18 protein-coding genes are annotated in these 16396 nt (G+C 44.4%); 4 read left to right on the top strand and 14 right to left on the bottom strand.

The features are described 5' to 3' along the window. Positions 1–76: 76 nt before the first annotated feature. From rpoS to L3V43_RS18290, 10 genes are all read right to left on the bottom strand, one after another. A complete protein-coding gene (gene rpoS / locus L3V43_RS18245; RefSeq protein WP_010605635.1) occupies positions 77–1057 on the bottom strand; it encodes an RNA polymerase sigma factor RpoS in 981 nt (326 codons plus the stop codon). Positions 1058–1120: 63 nt separating this feature from the next. After that, positions 1121–1942 (bottom strand): peptidoglycan DD-metalloendopeptidase family protein, encoded by an 822-nt coding sequence (locus L3V43_RS18250; RefSeq protein ID WP_102056159.1) that lies wholly within the window; start codon positions 1940–1942, stop codon positions 1121–1123. Between the two features lie 123 nt (positions 1943–2065). Beyond that, the gene (locus L3V43_RS18255) at positions 2066–2704 is read right to left on the bottom strand and encodes a protein-L-isoaspartate(D-aspartate) O-methyltransferase (protein WP_010605637.1); all 639 of its coding nucleotides are present in this window, start codon (positions 2702–2704) and stop codon (positions 2066–2068) included. Positions 2705–2713: 9 nt separating this feature from the next. Further along, complete coding sequence (gene surE / locus L3V43_RS18260; protein WP_010377409.1) at positions 2714–3454, bottom strand: 5'/3'-nucleotidase SurE; 741 nt, start codon at positions 3452–3454, stop codon at positions 2714–2716. Positions 3455–3489: 35 nt separating this feature from the next. After that, a complete protein-coding gene (locus tag L3V43_RS18265; protein WP_010605638.1) occupies positions 3490–4527 on the bottom strand; it encodes a tRNA pseudouridine(13) synthase TruD in 1038 nt (345 codons plus the stop codon). Then, on the bottom strand, positions 4524–5000 hold the full coding sequence (ispF, locus tag L3V43_RS18270) for a 2-C-methyl-D-erythritol 2,4-cyclodiphosphate synthase (RefSeq protein ID WP_102056158.1): 477 nt from the start codon (positions 4998–5000) through the stop codon (positions 4524–4526). Before ispF ends, L3V43_RS18265 begins: the two co-directional genes overlap by 4 nt. Continuing rightward, positions 4993–5691 (bottom strand): 2-C-methyl-D-erythritol 4-phosphate cytidylyltransferase, encoded by a 699-nt coding sequence (gene ispD / locus L3V43_RS18275; protein ID WP_211867882.1) that lies wholly within the window; start codon positions 5689–5691, stop codon positions 4993–4995. The genes ispF and ispD overlap by 8 nt, the downstream gene beginning before the upstream one ends. After that, complete coding sequence (gene ftsB / locus L3V43_RS18280) at positions 5675–5968, bottom strand: cell division protein FtsB (protein ID WP_010605642.1); 294 nt, start codon at positions 5966–5968, stop codon at positions 5675–5677. Before ftsB ends, ispD begins: the two co-directional genes overlap by 17 nt. Before the next feature lie 32 nt (positions 5969–6000). Next, positions 6001–6645 carry a hypothetical protein gene (locus L3V43_RS18285; protein ID WP_010605643.1) on the bottom strand — a complete coding sequence of 215 codons (645 nt, stop codon included), beginning with the start codon at positions 6643–6645 and terminating at the stop codon, positions 6001–6003. Between the two features lie 84 nt (positions 6646–6729). Further along, positions 6730–7200, bottom strand: coding sequence for a DUF2947 domain-containing protein (locus L3V43_RS18290; RefSeq protein WP_045962078.1), 471 nt, complete (start codon positions 7198–7200; stop codon positions 6730–6732). An 84-nt stretch (positions 7201–7284) separates the two neighbouring features. On the opposite strand from L3V43_RS18290, the gene L3V43_RS18295 reads away from it, so the two are divergent. From L3V43_RS18295 to L3V43_RS18305, 3 genes are read left to right on the top strand one after another with little or no spacing between them, the layout of a single operon-like run. After that, entirely contained in the window at positions 7285–7521 is a 237-nt protein-coding gene (locus L3V43_RS18295) for a DUF1653 domain-containing protein (RefSeq protein WP_010377401.1), read from the top strand. Positions 7522–7567: 46 nt separating this feature from the next. Continuing rightward, positions 7568–8401: a MoxR family ATPase gene (locus tag L3V43_RS18300; protein WP_010605645.1), complete on the top strand. Its 834-nt coding sequence runs from the start codon at positions 7568–7570 to the stop codon at positions 8399–8401. 2 nt (positions 8402–8403) lie between these two features. Continuing rightward, positions 8404–9588 (top strand): VWA domain-containing protein, encoded by a 1185-nt coding sequence (locus L3V43_RS18305; RefSeq protein WP_010605646.1) that lies wholly within the window; start codon positions 8404–8406, stop codon positions 9586–9588. Between the two features lie 47 nt (positions 9589–9635). Here the strand turns inward: L3V43_RS18305 and L3V43_RS18310 are convergent, their stop codons facing one another. Together L3V43_RS18310 and acs are read right to left on the bottom strand one after the other, a co-directional pair. Continuing rightward, on the bottom strand, positions 9636–10289 hold the full coding sequence (locus L3V43_RS18310; RefSeq protein ID WP_010605647.1) for a response regulator transcription factor: 654 nt from the start codon (positions 10287–10289) through the stop codon (positions 9636–9638). An 86-nt stretch (positions 10290–10375) separates the two neighbouring features. Next, entirely contained in the window at positions 10376–12316 is a 1941-nt protein-coding gene (acs, locus tag L3V43_RS18315; protein WP_102056155.1) for an acetate--CoA ligase, read from the bottom strand. Positions 12317–12630: 314 nt separating this feature from the next. Here acs and L3V43_RS18320 point away from each other — a divergent pair, with 314 nt between their 5' ends. Then, complete coding sequence (locus L3V43_RS18320) at positions 12631–13791, top strand: DcaP family trimeric outer membrane transporter (protein WP_237117119.1); 1161 nt, start codon at positions 12631–12633, stop codon at positions 13789–13791. Between the two features lie 467 nt (positions 13792–14258). On the opposite strand, the gene hflC is transcribed toward L3V43_RS18320, so the two are convergent. Both hflC and hflK read right to left on the bottom strand, forming a co-directional pair. After that, a complete protein-coding gene (gene hflC, locus L3V43_RS18325) occupies positions 14259–15137 on the bottom strand; it encodes a protease modulator HflC (RefSeq protein WP_010377388.1) in 879 nt (292 codons plus the stop codon). Positions 15138–15142: 5 nt separating this feature from the next. After that, positions 15143–16318 carry an FtsH protease activity modulator HflK gene (gene hflK, locus L3V43_RS18330; RefSeq protein WP_237117118.1) on the bottom strand — a complete coding sequence of 392 codons (1176 nt, stop codon included), beginning with the start codon at positions 16316–16318 and terminating at the stop codon, positions 15143–15145. Positions 16319–16396 lie beyond the last annotated feature (78 nt).

A 16396-nucleotide genomic window follows, 5' to 3' on the forward strand; every position in this document is an offset into this window, starting at 1 on the left:
ATCTTGGTTGGTTTTATACCACTGCAAAAATTAAAAAAGCCGCATATTGCGGCTTTTTCATTAACTGATTAAAGTATTACTGTTGCTCGAATAGGCTGTCGGTACTTAACCCTTCGTGTTGTAAAATATCCTTCAAGCGTCTCAATGCCTCAACTTGAATTTGCCTTACACGCTCTCTCGTTAGCCCGATTTCGCGGCCAACATCTTCAAGCGTAGACGGCTCATAACCGAGCAGACCAAAGCGTCTCGCTAGCACTTCTCGCTGTTTTGGATTTAACTCTCCAAGCCAATCAACAATGTGCTTATTAATATCGTTGCTCTGCACTTCGGTTTCTGGACCACCGCCCTTTTCATCCGCGATTATATCGAGCAGTGCTTTGTCATTTTCACCACCAATAGGCGTATCAACCGAAGTGATCTTTTCGTTCAGACGCAGCATCTTGCTGACCTCTTCGACAGGTTTGTCGAGACATTCAGCGATTTCTTCTGCGGTAGGTTCATGATCCAACTTTTGCGTCAATTCACGTGCTGTACGTAGGTAAACGTTGAGCTCTTTGACAACATGAATTGGCAAACGAATGGTACGAGTTTGGTTCATGATAGCGCGTTCGATGGTTTGACGGATCCACCAAGTTGCATAAGTAGAAAATCTAAATCCACGTTCCGGATCAAACTTTTCTACAGCTCTTATCAGACCTAAGTTACCTTCTTCAATGAGGTCAAGTAATGCCAAACCACGGTTGTTATAACGACGAGCGATTTTAACCACTAATCTCAAGTTACTCTCTATCATCCGTTTACGTGAGGCTTCACATCCCTTTAACGCTTTACGCGCAAAGTAAACTTCTTCTTCTGCACTGAGCAGTGGGGAAAATCCAATTTCACCTAAATAGAGTTGAGTGGCATCTAAGTTTTTAACCACTTCTTCTTTGGCAAAAACTTCTTCGTCGTCTTCGAGGTCTTCAAGTAATTCGTCTTTCGGTTCGTCAATATTATCATCTTCGAGCTTGTCTAACTCAGGAGTAGATTTTGTAGGTAATTTTGCAGTGTGAGCCATAAGTATTCTCCCCAAGCGAATAAAAGTAAGGGTACTCGAACCAATCGATGTACTCGCATTACTTTATGGCAAGTATTTTGCCGGGTTTACAGCTTGACCTTTAAAACGGATCTCAAACCTAAGCGCCGTCTTAGAAGCATCTGTACTACCCATTTCGGCAATTTTTTCCCCAACTTTAACTTTTTGCTGTTCTCTGACGAGTAACTTAGCGTTGTGGGCATACGCACTTAGATAATCATCTGTATGTTTCAGAATGATTAAATTGCCATACCCACGCAACGCACTCCCTGCATATACAACTACACCGCCAGCAGCAGCCTTAACTGAAGTGCCCAGTTTATTTGAGATCTCCAATCCCTTATAACCATTCTCTTTAACAGAGAAGTGACGAGTCACCTTGCCTTCAGCAGGCCATTTCCATAGTACCTTATTATTATACAAAGCCTTGGTACTACTAGATTTTTGTGTGGCTTGTCTTTGAACATACTCTCGTTGATTTGGCTTATCAAGCTCTTTTTTGGAGGTTTTGTTACTTTTTTGTTTTAAAGACTGAGACTTGTGGTTTACTTTCGTGTATTTTATGTTCTTTTTGTTTTTATTTCTGGGATATTCTAGACGAATGATCTGATTGGGATAGATCGTGTACGGAGGCTTAATTTTATTGATTTTCGCAAGTGTTCTTACATCTTTGTTCGCGCTAAATGCAATTGCAAATAAAGTATCGCCTTTTTTTACTTTGTAACTGCTTCCGTTAATATTAATTTTATGTGACGAGGTGGTCTTACCAGAGTATAAAGTTGTTACAGGTGCAGGCGTATGATTCGACGAACAGGCAACAAGCAGGCCGCTTAAATAAATCGATATGATGACCTGAGACTTGCGCATTACTTATATTTTCCAGTGCTACTATCAACGACTATCATATCAATCTAACTTAATTTTGCTTGGTTTTCACATTCTACTGGAAAAATAGTTATATTTTATGGAGTTGTTTTTAAAACCAGCAAATTAACCGACTTCGCCAGCGATTAAAGGCACAAAGCGCACGGGAGCTAGAGCATGGCGAATAAACTGCTCACCTTGTTTAACAAATAACGTGAGTATTTGCTCTTCAATCCCAATTGGAATGACCATGGCACCGCCATCTTCTAGTTGCGTCAACAAATCATCTGGAACTGATTGTGCAGCGGCTGTAACAATGATCCCCGCAAAGGGCGCTTTTGAAGCCCAGCCCTTCCAACCGTCACCATGTTTCATGGTAACATTGTATAAATCCAGCAAATGCAGCCTTCTGCGCGCTTGCCACTGCAGCGACTTGATCCGCTCGATGCTAAAAACCTGTTCAAACACTTGTGCCAGTATGGCGGTCTGATAACCAGAGCCCGTCCCCACTTCCAAAATGCGCCCTTTAACACCCACTTGTTTTAACACTTCAGTCATTTTAGCGACGATAAAAGGTTGTGATATCGTTTGCCCTTGACCGATAGGAAGTGCAGTATTTTCATATGACTTATGTTTAAGCACTTCATCGACAAACAAGTGTCTAGGCGTGTTAGCGATGGCATTGAGTACCATTTTATCTTCTACGCCTTGCTGTGTTAGCAGTTCCACCAGCGCGTTGGCACTGCCCTGATAATTATTCAGCACATACGCCTCTTAAGATAACCAGCTCGCCACAGCATCTAAGCTCTCGTAAGCCGTCATATCCACCTTGAGCGGTGTGATAGCGGCATAACCATTGTTTACAGCATGAAAATCCGTGCCTTCACCAGCGTCACTTTCATGACCTAACGTGCCATACCAGTACACACTTCGGCCCCATGGGTCGATTTGTTCGGTCATGGTATCCGCTTTATGACGTGAGCCTAGTCGAGTGACTTTAATCCCTTTTAAGTCACTTAATGGAATATCAGGGACGTTGATATTAATGATTTGGTCTTTTGGTAGCGGGTGGTTTGCAAGCTTTTTAATGATCTCTACCGTGACATGCGCTGCAGTTTCGTAGTGGGCTTCATTTTTAGAGCAAAGAGAAACGGCAATCGCAGGCAAGCCCACATGTCGACCTTCAGTGGCCGCCGCAACAGTGCCAGAGTACAGCGTATCATCGCCAAGGTTAGCGCCATTGTTGATCCCTGCAACGACTAAATCCGGCAATTCATCCATCAGTTTGTTCACTCCAAGGTGAACACAGTCGGTGGGCGTGCCATTCACGGAGATAAAACCATTATCTAGCGTAGTCGCTCTGAGCGGGTTTAATAAGGTTAACGAGTTACTCGCACCGCTACAGTTTCTATCTGGACCAATGACGGTTACGTCCGCGATTTGTGATAACGCTTGATACAAGATAGCAATACCCTTGGCGTGAACACCATCGTCATTACTCAATAGGATCTTCATATTTCACCTCTTTTTCTTGTTAGACAATGAGTATCTCACTGCTGTATCGACTCTTCATGTTTATTAAACTTTTTACTGGCATCTTTATGATTAACAAGCTCTCTGAGCAGCGCCGTGGCAAAAGTTCCTTTTGGTAAACTGAATTCTAGGGTGAGCGTACTGTTGTCAGCCATACTCACTTTAAGTGCTTCGGGTATTAATCTAAGCGCTCTACGCTCATTTTTCATCCCAAATTCAGCCAACCCTTCGTGCCATTTAGCGAAAGGAGCCAACCATTCACGCTCTTGCGGCAACAAGCCCTTTTCACCTTTGCCAACCAATGGCGCCGAAAGCAAAATGTCGCCATTCAGTAACCGTTCGATGAGCTCGCAATCAATTTCTGAATCAAAAAAGGCGTTACTACCGCTCAGTAAAAAGATTTCACGATGCCAAGTCGTTGCCAAACCATGCTCTGCCACGCGGCGACTGACGACTTCGTTAAACAGATGAGAGCGGGCGGCTGAAAGCACCAGCCCTCTGAGCTTTTTATCGCGGATCTTTTCGCCGTCAAATAACCTATCTGCCATGGCTAAGTTGTGGCCATCATGACCAAAACGTTGTTCTCCAAAATAATTAGGAACCCCTTGGCGTACGGCATTAATACGCGACAGAATATCAAGTGGAGCAGTCACGTTTCTGAGGGTAATGGCAAAGCGATTGCCCTTATGACAGCCTGTTTTTAACTTTCGATTGTGCCGTATTTGTTGCACCACAAAAATAGAGTCACTATTTAATGCACTAAAATCTACCGACTTTTTAATTGGCACCGGCACACTAAACCACTGCGTACATACGCCGTGTCTGTCTTTAATTCCTGCATAACTGACATCTCGCGGTGAAATTTGAGCAAATTCTGCAAGCTTTTTAGCGACAAATGCAGTGTTTTCTCCCTTTTTTATGATCTGCAAGCAAACGTGCTCACCTTCGCCAGTAAAAGGAATATCTAAAATTTCTTCGACTCTAAAGTCTTCTGGTTGTGACTTATAATCGCCATCAGATAACGGTTTGCCGTAAAGATAATTTAGTGTCTTCATGCTTTTACCAATAGCACCACAGCATGGCTTGAGATCCCTTCCTTACGTCCCTCAAAACCCAGCTTTTCAGTAGTGGTTGCTTTAACATTAACTTGCTCCAGCTGCGCTTCACAGTCGTTTGCGATTTTACCGCGCATCGCATCAATATGTGGTCGCATTTTTGGTGCTTGCGCGACAATCGTGATGTCGATATTGCCTATTTGATAGCCAAGCGCTTTCACTTGTTCCATCACGCGGCGTAATAAAATACGACTGTCGATATTTTCAAATTCACTCGCGGTATCAGGAAAGTGCTTACCAATATCTCCCAGCGCAAGCGCTCCCAACAAGGCATCACACAATGCATGAATTGCCACATCACCATCGGAGTGAGCAATAAACCCCTGTTCGTAAGGAATTTTTTCCCCACAAATCGTCAATGGGCCAGCTCCACCAAATTTATGAACATCAAATCCGTGGCCAATTCTAATCATGCTGTTTACCTTGTTGTTGAATTATAAACTCCGCCAGAGGTAAATCCTCCGGCGTTGTGATCTTAATGTTATCTGTACGCGCGGCAATGAGTTGGACTGGCTGATTTTGTAATTCCATCGCTGATGCTTCATCTGTGATATTTGCACCTTGAGAAAGTCCAAGCTCCAGCGCAGCCAATAACTCTTCATACCTAAACATTTGAGGCGTAAAAGCCTGCCATAACGACGCTCTAGGTACGGTCTCCTGTACCAACTCCGCACCGCGTTTGATGGTATCTTTAACCTTGGCAGCCAGTATGCCACCTTGCTGTTGATCTATACATTGTGAAATCAGCTGATGAATATCGTCCAGCGCAACTAAAGGTCGAGCCGCATCATGAACTAACACCCAGTCAGGGCAACTTGGTGCTAACGCTTTTAGCGCCAATAAAACGGAGTCGGCACGTTCTTGTCCACCTTCACAGTAGCTAAAACGGCTATCAGGTAGTAACGCCGATGAAAAATATCCATCTTCTTTGGAAACGGCAACCATAAATTGATTGACGCACTCAAGTCCGGCTAGTTTTTCCAGTGTATGTACTAAGATCGGTTTACCTAATAGTGGAATATATTGTTTAGGCATCTGCGCCTGCATACGACTGCCAACCCCAGCTGCGGGGATGACGACTGCAAGTTTATCGTTTCTTTTCATGAGGTACTTTCGGTAATACACGGATAAAAGTTTCGCCAGGCTTAATCATGCCAAGCTCATGACGAGCGCGCTCCTCAACACCTTCAAGGCCGAGTTTTAAATCTTCGATATCCGCTTTTAATAGTTTATTTCGTTTACTGAGGTTGGCATTGGTTTCTTGGTGCGATTTAACCACGGATTTTATCCGAGTGTAGTCCTCCACGCCGTTGTGGCCGAACCAAAGTCTGTACTGAATAAATAGCGCTAAAACCAACAGCGCTAACTGAAAAAATCGCATTGCTTAATCCAAACTTCTGTTTTTTGAGTCGATTAGGATCGTTGACTCGTTTTTGTTTTTTGTACTTGTGGCCAATTAATTGCACTGGCAAGTAGCATTTCCCTTAGCGTCAGCCTTCGTGGTACTACCGCCTTGCCAAAGTGCCAAGAATGGCCACAACAGGCAGCTGTCATTAACGCTTTCGTCGGTTTTAGCAGTTGTACACGCGCTTCATCACTTGCTTGTAAGCTATTGCCACTAACACTAAACCAGCCAAATTGGTTGCAGTGCAATTTGTCAGCCTCACCCACTTGGTCAACACTATCGAGCCTCACGGTTGTCCCCGTCGAGTCTGCATATAGCACGGGAACCACCAGCCCCACTTTCACCTTAGTAGTAAAAAATGCTGCGTTGGCAGCGTCATCACATTTAGGCTGTGATTTTTGCTTTGCTAACCAACATCCATTGAAACTATCTAGCTCAAGCGGGACATCACCATGAATAATATGTGTGGCCGCGCGCTCAACATAATACGGCAGGCTGTTTAACAAACGCTGAAGGCGAGTATGATCGGAGAGTTCAGCAAGTTTCGGCAACTCTCTGGCATAAAATACGTTTACAAGCTCGGCAAATACAAGGCGAGATGCTTCGTCATACCAGATTGTATTTTGCTGTTGCTCCAAAACGCCTCCCGTCAATGCAATCTACTTTAGTAGACTGGTGTACATCCTTTATACACTAGCCATGTTTCAAATCAAAGCAAACTGCTCAGTTGTACTTGCTTACGGCTTGGTTCCTAATTTTGCTTGCCCCTCAGCCATAAATTGTACTACCGAACTGCGTTTTTTTCCTATTAAGAAACTACCGTCAGTCAAAAACATAAAGTTCTGCCAACATCGCTTAAACACGTCAAAGCGGGTCTCGATCACATCATCTCGAGAGAGACAAAAATACACGGTAGTATTAGCTTGCCAATCAAGAAATTGCTCGATAGTTTCAGGAAATGCTTCTCCAGCTTCCCACGGCTGCTCCCAATTGAGGGTTTCTTGCCATGAGTCCGCTTTACCAACCCAGTCAGTTTTATCAAAGAAATCAGGGTGATCTTTTTCGTTGCTTACCATAGTGCTCCAAAGCACCGCAGCGCGCGCCGCTGACATTGGTTTTATCAATGCCAGGTCGGATTCTTCGATTGGAAGATCTTTATGTTTGAAAACCCAAGCTTTCTTATAATCGTCCAGCGCAATATAATTCATCTTTAAACACCTTCAGTCTTAATGGCACGGATTATAACATTTCAGCCCGTCACGTACGGCTTTTATTTTTTGGAGCTTGAATTAGTGGATATCACACCTGGAATTTACCGCCACTACAAAGGAAAATTATATCGAGTGCACGCCTTGGCAACGCACAGTGAAACGCAAGAGAAGCAAGTGGTTTATCAAACCCTATATGGAGATATGAGCTTTTGGGTTCGACCACTTGAAATGTTTTTAGAAGACGTTATGGTCGAAGGCGAAGCGGTGCCTCGCTTTACCTTAATCGAAACCGAAGCAGGGTTGGCAGCGAAAAGCTGATTGTGGCAAGATGAGCCTATCTCATCTGACCACAAGAAGTTGAACTATGTTTAAAGGTACTGATCAATATATTGCTACCTCTGCTCTACAACAGGCCGTGAATGCGGCCATCGTTTTAGAAAAACCACTCCTCATTAAAGGTGAACCTGGTACAGGCAAGACCTTACTCGCCGAAGAATTGGCAAAAAGTTTAGATACCGAACTAATCCAATGGCATATAAAGTCAACAACCAAAGCCCAGCAAGGCCTGTACGAATACGATGCGGTCTCGCGTTTACGCGACAGTCAACTTGGCGATCCTCGCGTTAATGACGTTGGCAATTACATCATCAAAGGTAAGCTGTGGCAGGCATTTAGCGCCACAAAGCGCCCCGTTCTGCTGATTGATGAAATCGACAAAGCCGATATTGAATTCCCCAATGATCTGCTGTTAGAACTCGATAAAATGGAGTTTCATGTCTACGAAACTAACGAGCAAATAAAGGCAAAGGTGCGCCCCATCGTTATTATCACTTCAAACAATGAAAAAGAGCTACCAGATGCCTTTTTACGCCGCTGCTTTTTCCACTACATCGACTTTCCGAGCAAAGAAGAGATGCAGCAGATTGTAGACGTGCATTTTCCACATATTAAAGCAAATTTAGTACAACGAGCACTCGAAAGCTTTTTCCAATTACGCGACACACCAAACCTAAAGAAAAAGCCAAGCACGAGTGAATTACTCGACTGGCTAAAACTATTATTAGCGGAAGATATTTCCCCTGACGCGTTGCATGACAAATCTAACCAAGGTGGCCTAATGCCGTTATTTGGTGCGCTACTTAAAAACGAGCAAGATGTTTCTTTGGTTGAGAAACTTGCCTTTATGAGCCGCCGCTGATCATGCTCATCGATTTTGTACTCACGCTTAGACGTTACGGTATCAAAGCGAGCCTGCGCGAATTACTAGACTGTTTAGAGGCGCTGGATAAAGAAGTTTGCTTTGCCGATCTGGACGGCTTTTACTTTTTGGCAAAAACCATCTTCGTGAAAGATGAAACCTTGTTTGATAAATTCGACCGTGCGTTTGCTGATTACTTTGAGGGAATAGAGTCAATTGATCTCTTCTCACAACTTCAACAGCAGCAATTGCCTGAGGATTGGTTGCGTAAAGAGTTTGAGAAGTCGCTGTCTGAAGAAGAAAAAGCCAAACTTAACGCCATGGGTGGACTCGATAAGCTCCTTGAAACGTTGAAAGCACGCTTGGCTGAGCAACAAAAACGTCACGCAGGCGGCAATAAATGGGTTGGTACAGGAGGCACTTCGCCTTTTGGCGCTTACGGCTATAATCCTGAAGGGATCCGCATTGGCCAAGATGGAAATCGCCATCGCAGAGCAGTAAAAGTCTGGGATAAACGGCAGTATCGCAATCTTGACAGTAATACCGACATCAGCAGCCGCAATATTAAGCTTGCACTCAAGCAATTGCGTAAATTTGCGCGCAGTGGAGCAAGCGATCAGCTCGATCTTAATGAAACCATTCGCGCTACCGCAAGACAAGGCGGCATGCTGGATGTGAAAATGGCTCCTGAGCGACATAACTCAGTGAAGGTATTGATGCTGTTTGATATTGGCGGCTCTATGGATGACCATATCCAGCTTTGTGAACAACTCTTCAGTGCCGCACACAGTGAATTTAAGCACCTCGAGTTTTTTTACTTTCATAATTGTGTGTACGAACATGTTTGGCACGATAATGACCGTCGTGACAGCGAATTGCTTGATACTTATCAGCTAATTAACCGTTACGGTTCAGACTATCGACTAATATTTGTTGGTGACGCGACAATGGGCCCCTATGAAATCACCTATCCCGGAGGTAGCGTAGAGCATTGGAATCAAGAAGCAGGTGCTACTTGGCTGAATCGTTTAACCAATCACTTTAGTAAGGTGGCTTGGCTTAACCCTCAGCCGCAAAGCTATTGGTCTTATTACCATTCGATAGAGCTAATAAATCAATTAATGCAAGACAGAATGTATCCGCTAACAATAGAGGGACTAAGTCAGGCGTTTAAAGAGTTAAGCTAAAGCATCATTGCTTGCAAGGTAAGCACCTTGCAAGCAATGATGCGAAATTAGTCACTCGCTTCGATAGGTTCTAGTTGTAGTTTTGAAGCAATCAATACGGCTTGAGTACGATTATAGACACCCAACTTTCTGAAGATAGCGGTGATATGTGCTTTCACCGTTGCCTCTGAAATATTTAGCTCGTAGGCAATTTGCTTATTCAGCAAGCCTTCGTGTAAATATTGTAGCACTTTATATTGCTGCGGCGTGAGCGAGGCCACTTGTTGGGCAAGCTCTTTGTCCTCCCCTTCAAGTTCAGCCACTTTGTCTTTCATGCCTTCAGGCAACCACGTGTCACCTTCGAGCACTTGCTCTATGGCTTCGGTAATTTGTTCTACTGACGCCGCTTTTGGGATAAAACCCATCGCGCCGTATCCCATCACTTTAGAAATGATAGAAAGGTCTTCGCTTCCCGAAACCACAACAACTGGAAGACTTGGGTGATCCTCACGGATCCGAATTAGTCCATATAAATCACCATTGCCCGGCATATGTAAATCGAGCAGGAGTAGGTCTAGTTCTTCTTGTTGTTGTAAGACCGAGAGCGTAGTGTCAAAGTTTTCAGATTCGAATACCTCTAGTCCTTCAAACTGCGCTTTTAGAGCCCCCTTAAGCGCCTCTCGAAATAGAGGATGATCATCCGCGATTAAAAACTGATACATGCTATGCTCCTAAAAAATCGGCTGTTATCGTAAAGATAACAGCCGTTATAGTATGTTTATATTAGGTCGCAATTCAAGTTATTCAGTTAACGATTCAATCTATTCTCGATTAACTCATCAACCACACTTGGATCGGCAAGTGTAGAAGTATCCCCTAACTGTTGATACTCGTTGGCTGCAATCTTACGCAAAATACGGCGCATGATTTTACCAGAACGGGTTTTAGGTAAACCTGGAGACCATTGGATCATGTCAGGGGTTGCAATTGGGCTTAGCTCTTTACGCACCCAATTCCTCACCTCTTTAGTTAACTCATCAGATACCGTTACCCCTTCATTTGGCGTGATATAGACATATATCCCTTGGCCTTTAATGTCGTGTGGGTAGCCTACCACAGCCGCTTCAGCAACCGCTTCGTGAGCGACTAACGCACTTTCGATTTCAGCAGTACCGAGGCGGTGACCTGAAACGTTAAGTACATCATCCACGCGACCAGTGATCCAGTAGTAACCGTCTTCATCACGGCGACAACCATCACCCGTAAAATAAACGCCTGGATACGCCGAGAAGTACGTTTGTTCAAAGCGCTCATGGTCGCCATAAACCGTACGGGCTTGTGAAGGCCAACTATCCAAAATCACCAGATTACCTTCGGTCGCGCCTGTCAGCGTATTGCCTTCCGCGTCAAACAGTGCAGGAGCAATGCCAAAGAATGGACGGGTCGCAGAACCCGGCTTAAGTGCAGTAGCCCCAGGTAGTGGCGTGATCATGATGCCGCCCGTTTCGGTTTGCCACCAAGTATCTACGATAGGACAGTCACTATTACCAATTTGCTCATAATACCAAGACCAAGCCTCTGGATTAATTGGCTCACCCACCGAACCCAAAATACGTAAACTATCACGCTTGGAACTTGCTGTTGGCTCATCACCTTTTGCCATCAGAGCACGGATCGCGGTAGGCGCAGTATAAAGGATAGTAACGCCATGTTTATCAACGATTTCACCCATGCGACCAGACGTTGGATAAGTTGGCACGCCTTCGAATACAACTTGAGTACAACCATTTACTAGTGGACCATAAGCAATATAACTATGACCTGTGATCCAGCCCACATCCGCGCTACACCAGTAAATATCATCTTCTTGAAGGTCGAATACATACTCATGGGTCATTGATGCATACACTAGGTATCCACCCGTAGTATGCACTACCCCTTTCGGCTGACCGGTAGAGCCCGAGGTATAAAGAATAAAGAGCGGATCTTCCGCATTCATCATTTCAGGTTCACATTCGGCTGGCTTATCAGCAACTAATTCATGCCACCAGACATCGTGAGCATTCCATTCAACATCGCCTCCTGTTAATTGATGTACAACCACATGCTCGATAGTGGTGACGCCTGCTTGCGCTACCGCTTCATCAACATTTGCCTTAAGCGGCACACAATTACCACCGCGACGACCTTCATCTGAGGTGATGACAACTTTGGCGCCAGAATCTTTAATACGGTCTGCAATCGCAGAAGGTGAAAAGCCCCCAAACACAACGGAATGGATAGCACCAATTCTTGCACAGGCCTGCATGGCATAAATTGCTTGTGGAGTCATCGGCATGTAGATAGCGACGCGGTCACCCTTTGCAACTCCTAGGCTCTTGAGGCCATTGGCAAGCTTTGCGACTTCATCGTGTAGTTGTTGGTAGGTAATATTTTCCGTTTGTTCTGGGTTATCACCTTCCCAAATCAACGCAACTTTATCGGCGCGCTTTTCGAGGTGTCTATCGATACAGTTATAAGAGGCATTTAGTACGCCGTCTTCATACCATTTAATATTGATATGGCCTTTATCAAATGAGGTATTTTTAACTTTACTATAAGGTTTGAACCAATCTAAACGTTGACCGTGCTCTTTCCAAAACTCTGCGGGGTCATCAATCGACTTTTGATATAGTTCTTGATATTGCTCGTCGTTGATTAATGCTGCGTTCTTGATTTTTTCAGGAACTGGATAAATGCTCTGTGACATAGTCATCTCCATTATATTTAGAGGTCTAGGTCTGCTAGACACGCTTTTCCTAAGGATCACCCAGCCTTGGGTGTTTAAGTATTAGACCTTAGTTGTAGAACACCTGCAAACGTAAAAGTTTCATACAACTTACCGACTGTACCTAATTCAAACGTTATGATCGCGTTATCCTCCGCTCATTTACTGTATGCCACCTTAGTCTAATAGACCAATAGGTAATTGAGTAAAAACCAACCTTAAACAACAGTTAGTGATGATTAATATGAATATCGGCTGCTGCCAACTGCAAAGCACAGCTATTGAGGAACTGGATTATGACAACGAATAACATTAATAAAAAACTGCTCGCAGTTGCTATCAGTAGCCTCTGCGCTCTCCCTGCCACTGCGGCTGAGATTGGCGATACTAAAGTTAACTATGGTGGTTATATCAAGCTAGATGCCATTTGGAGTGACTTTTCTGACGGCGCGCTGGGTGCGCAAAATATCGGCCGAGACTTTTACGTTCCTGGTACGACTCCTGTCGGGGTTAACTCAGATAGCGATGCTGTGTTTGATATGCACGCTCGCCAATCTCGCTTTAGCTTCGGGACCGATACTAAGCTTGATGATGGCAGCAGTATCAAGACTAAAATCGAGCTAGACTTTATTTCTACATCTGGAGGCAATGAGCGTGTGAGTAACTCCTACTCACCTCGTATTCGCCAAGCCTTTGTGAGCCACAAAGGCTTCTTGTTCGGTCAAGCTTGGTCAAACTTCCAAAATGTTAGCGCGCTACCAGAGACTTTAGATTTCGTTGGTCCAGCTGAAGGCACTGTTTTCGTACGCCAAGCCATGGCTAAATACACCACGGGAAACTGGTCTTTCTCTATTGAAAACCCAGAAAGCACGGTTACCACTGCAGATAGTGGCCGTGTCGTCACTGATGACGCTAGCATGCCTGATTTCACTGCACGTTACACACACAATGCAGATTGGGGTCATATTGCGGTAGCGGCACTTGCGCGCCAAATAACCTATAAAGTCGGTGGAGCTGATGAGTCTGAAAGCTCATTTGGGGTCAGTGCATCTGGTCGTGTTAATTTTGGCAACAATAACTTGAAGTTTATGCTGACCCAAGGTCAAGGGCTTGGTCGTTATGTAGGACTGAACGTTGCTAATGGTGCGGTATACGACGGTAACTCGTTACATGCAATTGACTCGACGTCGGGCTTTATTGCTTACCAACATAGCTGGAATGATCAGTTCCGCTCAACATTCTTATACTCATTCTTTAATGCTGATAACGAAAGCGATTTGCTGGCGGTAACTGGCGATCCGACAAAATCAAGTATGAGTTACAGCGCAAACCTACTTTATTCACCCGTTAAAAAGCTTACCTTTGGTGCTGAATATAAGATGGGTACTCGGGAAACAGAAAGTGGCCTCGAAGGTGATTTAGATAGACTGCAACTTTCAGTGAAGTACGTGTTTTAAGGTTTTGTAATTTTAATAGGCTAGTACCAATTCACTTCCTAACTGCGGCCTATTGGCCGCTTTTTTATTGTTGGTCGCGACATAAAGTCGCTGCTACGATGTGTTTCTTCGCGATATAAAGTCGCTGCTACGGTGTGTTTCTTCGCGACATAAAGTCGCTGCTACGATGTATTTTTTCGCGACATAAAGTCGCTGCTACGATGTATTTTTTCGCGACATAAAGTCGCTGCTACGATGTGTTTTTCCGCTACATAAAATCCGCTGCTACGATGTGTTTCTTCGCGACATAAAGTCGCTGCTACGATGTGTTTTTCCGCTACATAAAATCCGCTGCTACGGTGCGTTTTTTGCGGCATGAAAGATCGCGGCTACTCGTGGGATTTCATAGTCTAACGTTGTGGCCATATCGCGCCAATAAAAAACCCCGCTGGCTGGCGGGGTTTTACAATCATCTCAAAAGCATCATCTTATTGAGCTTTTGCATCCTTCATATAATCAAAGAACTTGCTATCCGGTGATAACACCATAACGTCATTCTTATCTTTAAAGGTATTTTTATATGCTTCAAGCGAACGAACAAACCCGAAAAACTCAGGGTCTTTATTATATGCTTTAGCGTAAATGTTTGCCGCCGTTGCATCACCTTGACCGCGAACCGCGCGAGCATTACGCTCAGCATCTGCAAGCATTACTGTCACTCGACGATCAACATTAGCACGGATGGTCTCCGCCTTCTCTTGACCCTCAGAACGGTGCTCTTTCGCCACAGCTTGACGCTCCGCACGCATACGCTGGTAGATCGAGTTACTTACTTCGTTAGGTAGGTTAATTTGCTTAACACGGACATCAAGTACTTCAATCCCAAGCTCAGTTGCACTTTCAGACGCTTGAACTAACGCTTCTTCCATTAGCTCGCTACGTTCACCAGATACTATTTCTTTAATAGTACGCGAACCGAAGTTTGTTCTTAGACCGTTGTTCACCTTTTGCTTAAGTAGCGTTTCAGCATACTGTTTATCACCACGCGCACGTAGGTAATAAGCACTAAAGTCATTCACGCGCCACTTAACGTAAGAATCCACGATCAAGTCTTTCTTCTCGCTCGTCACAAAGCGATCAGGTTGACCATCAAGTGTTTGGATCCGTGCATCTAATTTACGTACTTGGCTAAAGAAAGGCACCTTCAGGTGAAGGCCGGGTTCATACACCAGTGCATCGCCATTCGCGTCTTTTTGTACCTTGCTAAATAGCAGTACAATTGCTCTTTGACCTTCGTTTACTACAAAGATACCAGAGAACGACATGATCACGGCAGTGACTAATAGAAGTAGACTAAAATTCTTCATATTGATTATCTCCCGTTACCAAATCTGTCGCGATTAAATCTATCACCGCCTGAATTGACAGAGCTATTTTGCTGTTGAGTACCTTCAATCGTTCTACGAAGCTGCTCAATATCGCTCTGATTTGGCAAACGTACTGGTGACGAAGTGTTGTTATGGGATTGCATAATCTTATCAAGTGGTAGATACAGCATGTTATTACCACCTTCAACATCAACTAATACCTTTGAGCTACGGCCCAAAACTTGCTCCATTGTATCAATATATAAGCGTTTACGCGTTACTTCTTTCGCAGCTTGGTATTCTGGTAGTAACTTTTCAAAGCGCTCCACTTCACCTCGAGATTCAAGGATTATACGCTCGCGATAAGCTTCTGCTTCTTGCGTCATACGAGTCACTTGACCACGCGCACGCGGTTCAATTTCTTTCGCATAAGCTTCTGCTTCACGAATGAAACGCTCTTCATCTTCTTGTGCAGCAATCGCATCATCAAATGCGTCTTTTACTTCTGAAGGAGGACGCGAGTCCTTAAAGTTAACGTCTGTAACAATCAAACCAAGATTGTATGGTTCGATAATACTGTTTAGCTCTTCCCAAGTGCGCTGACGAACCACTTCACGACCCGTAGTTAACACTTGGTCCATGCGAGAATGGCCCACAACGTAACGTAGAGCACTGTCTAGCGCTTGTTGTAAGCTGTGATCAGCATCGGTCACACTGAAACGATAAAGCGTTGGATCTACAACACGATATTGCACTTCAAACTCAACACTCACGACGTTTTCGTCTTCCGTAAGCATAAAGCCAGACGCCGACAATGAACGCACCGCTTCAATATCTACAGGAATAACACGCTCGATGAACGTGGCTTTCCAGCGCAGACCCGGCTCAGCAATACGGTCAAATTTACCAAATTGCAACACGATACCGCGCTCAGCTTCTTTTACCGTGTAAATACCACTTAGTGCCCATACGATGGCTGCGATAATAAGTATAAAGACGAAACCAGCACCGCCTAATCCGCCATTACCACCTTTCCCCGGCTTACCGCCGAAAATACCGCCGAATTTATTACCAAATTTACGGAATACTTCATCTAGATCAGGTGGGCCTTGATCCCGCCCCCCGCGGTTTTTCCACGGATCGTTATCATTGCCATTATTACCCGGTTCGTTCCAGGCCATAGCTATACTCCATTGTTATTTAAATGAATTAGGTTAAATCTAACAAAATTCGAGCGACTCTCATATAAAAATACGCTC

The organism is Pseudoalteromonas sp. L23, assembly GCF_021728455.1.
Classification (GTDB): domain Bacteria; phylum Pseudomonadota; class Gammaproteobacteria; order Enterobacterales; family Alteromonadaceae; genus Pseudoalteromonas.

Bases quoted from the DNA above. Each gene is read 5' to 3' on its own strand.
- rpoS (WP_010605635.1), bottom strand. From the start codon at position 1,057: ATGGCTCACACTGCAAAATTACCTACAAAATCTACTCCTGAGTTAGAC.
- L3V43_RS18250 (WP_102056159.1), bottom strand. From the start codon at position 1,942: ATGCGCAAGTCTCAGGTCATCATATCGATTTATTTAAGCGGCCTGCTT.
- surE (WP_010377409.1), bottom strand. From the start codon at position 3,454: ATGAAGATCCTATTGAGTAATGACGATGGTGTTCACGCCAAGGGTATT.
- L3V43_RS18265 (WP_010605638.1), bottom strand. From the start codon at position 4,527: ATGAAGACACTAAATTATCTTTACGGCAAACCGTTATCTGATGGCGAT.
- ispF (WP_102056158.1), bottom strand. From the start codon at position 5,000: ATGATTAGAATTGGCCACGGATTTGATGTTCATAAATTTGGTGGAGCT.
- ispD (WP_211867882.1), bottom strand. From the start codon at position 5,691: ATGAAAAGAAACGATAAACTTGCAGTCGTCATCCCCGCAGCTGGGGTT.
- ftsB (WP_010605642.1), bottom strand. From the start codon at position 5,968: ATGCGATTTTTTCAGTTAGCGCTGTTGGTTTTAGCGCTATTTATTCAG.
- L3V43_RS18290 (WP_045962078.1), bottom strand. From the start codon at position 7,200: ATGAATTATATTGCGCTGGACGATTATAAGAAAGCTTGGGTTTTCAAA.
- L3V43_RS18300 (WP_010605645.1), top strand. From the start codon at position 7,568: ATGTTTAAAGGTACTGATCAATATATTGCTACCTCTGCTCTACAACAG.
- L3V43_RS18305 (WP_010605646.1), top strand. From the start codon at position 8,404: ATGCTCATCGATTTTGTACTCACGCTTAGACGTTACGGTATCAAAGCG.
- L3V43_RS18310 (WP_010605647.1), bottom strand. From the start codon at position 10,289: ATGTATCAGTTTTTAATCGCGGATGATCATCCTCTATTTCGAGAGGCG.
- acs (WP_102056155.1), bottom strand. From the start codon at position 12,316: ATGTCACAGAGCATTTATCCAGTTCCTGAAAAAATCAAGAACGCAGCA.
- L3V43_RS18320 (WP_237117119.1), top strand. From the start codon at position 12,631: ATGACAACGAATAACATTAATAAAAAACTGCTCGCAGTTGCTATCAGT.
- hflC (WP_010377388.1), bottom strand. From the start codon at position 15,137: ATGAAGAATTTTAGTCTACTTCTATTAGTCACTGCCGTGATCATGTCG.
- hflK (WP_237117118.1), bottom strand. From the start codon at position 16,318: ATGGCCTGGAACGAACCGGGTAATAATGGCAATGATAACGATCCGTGG.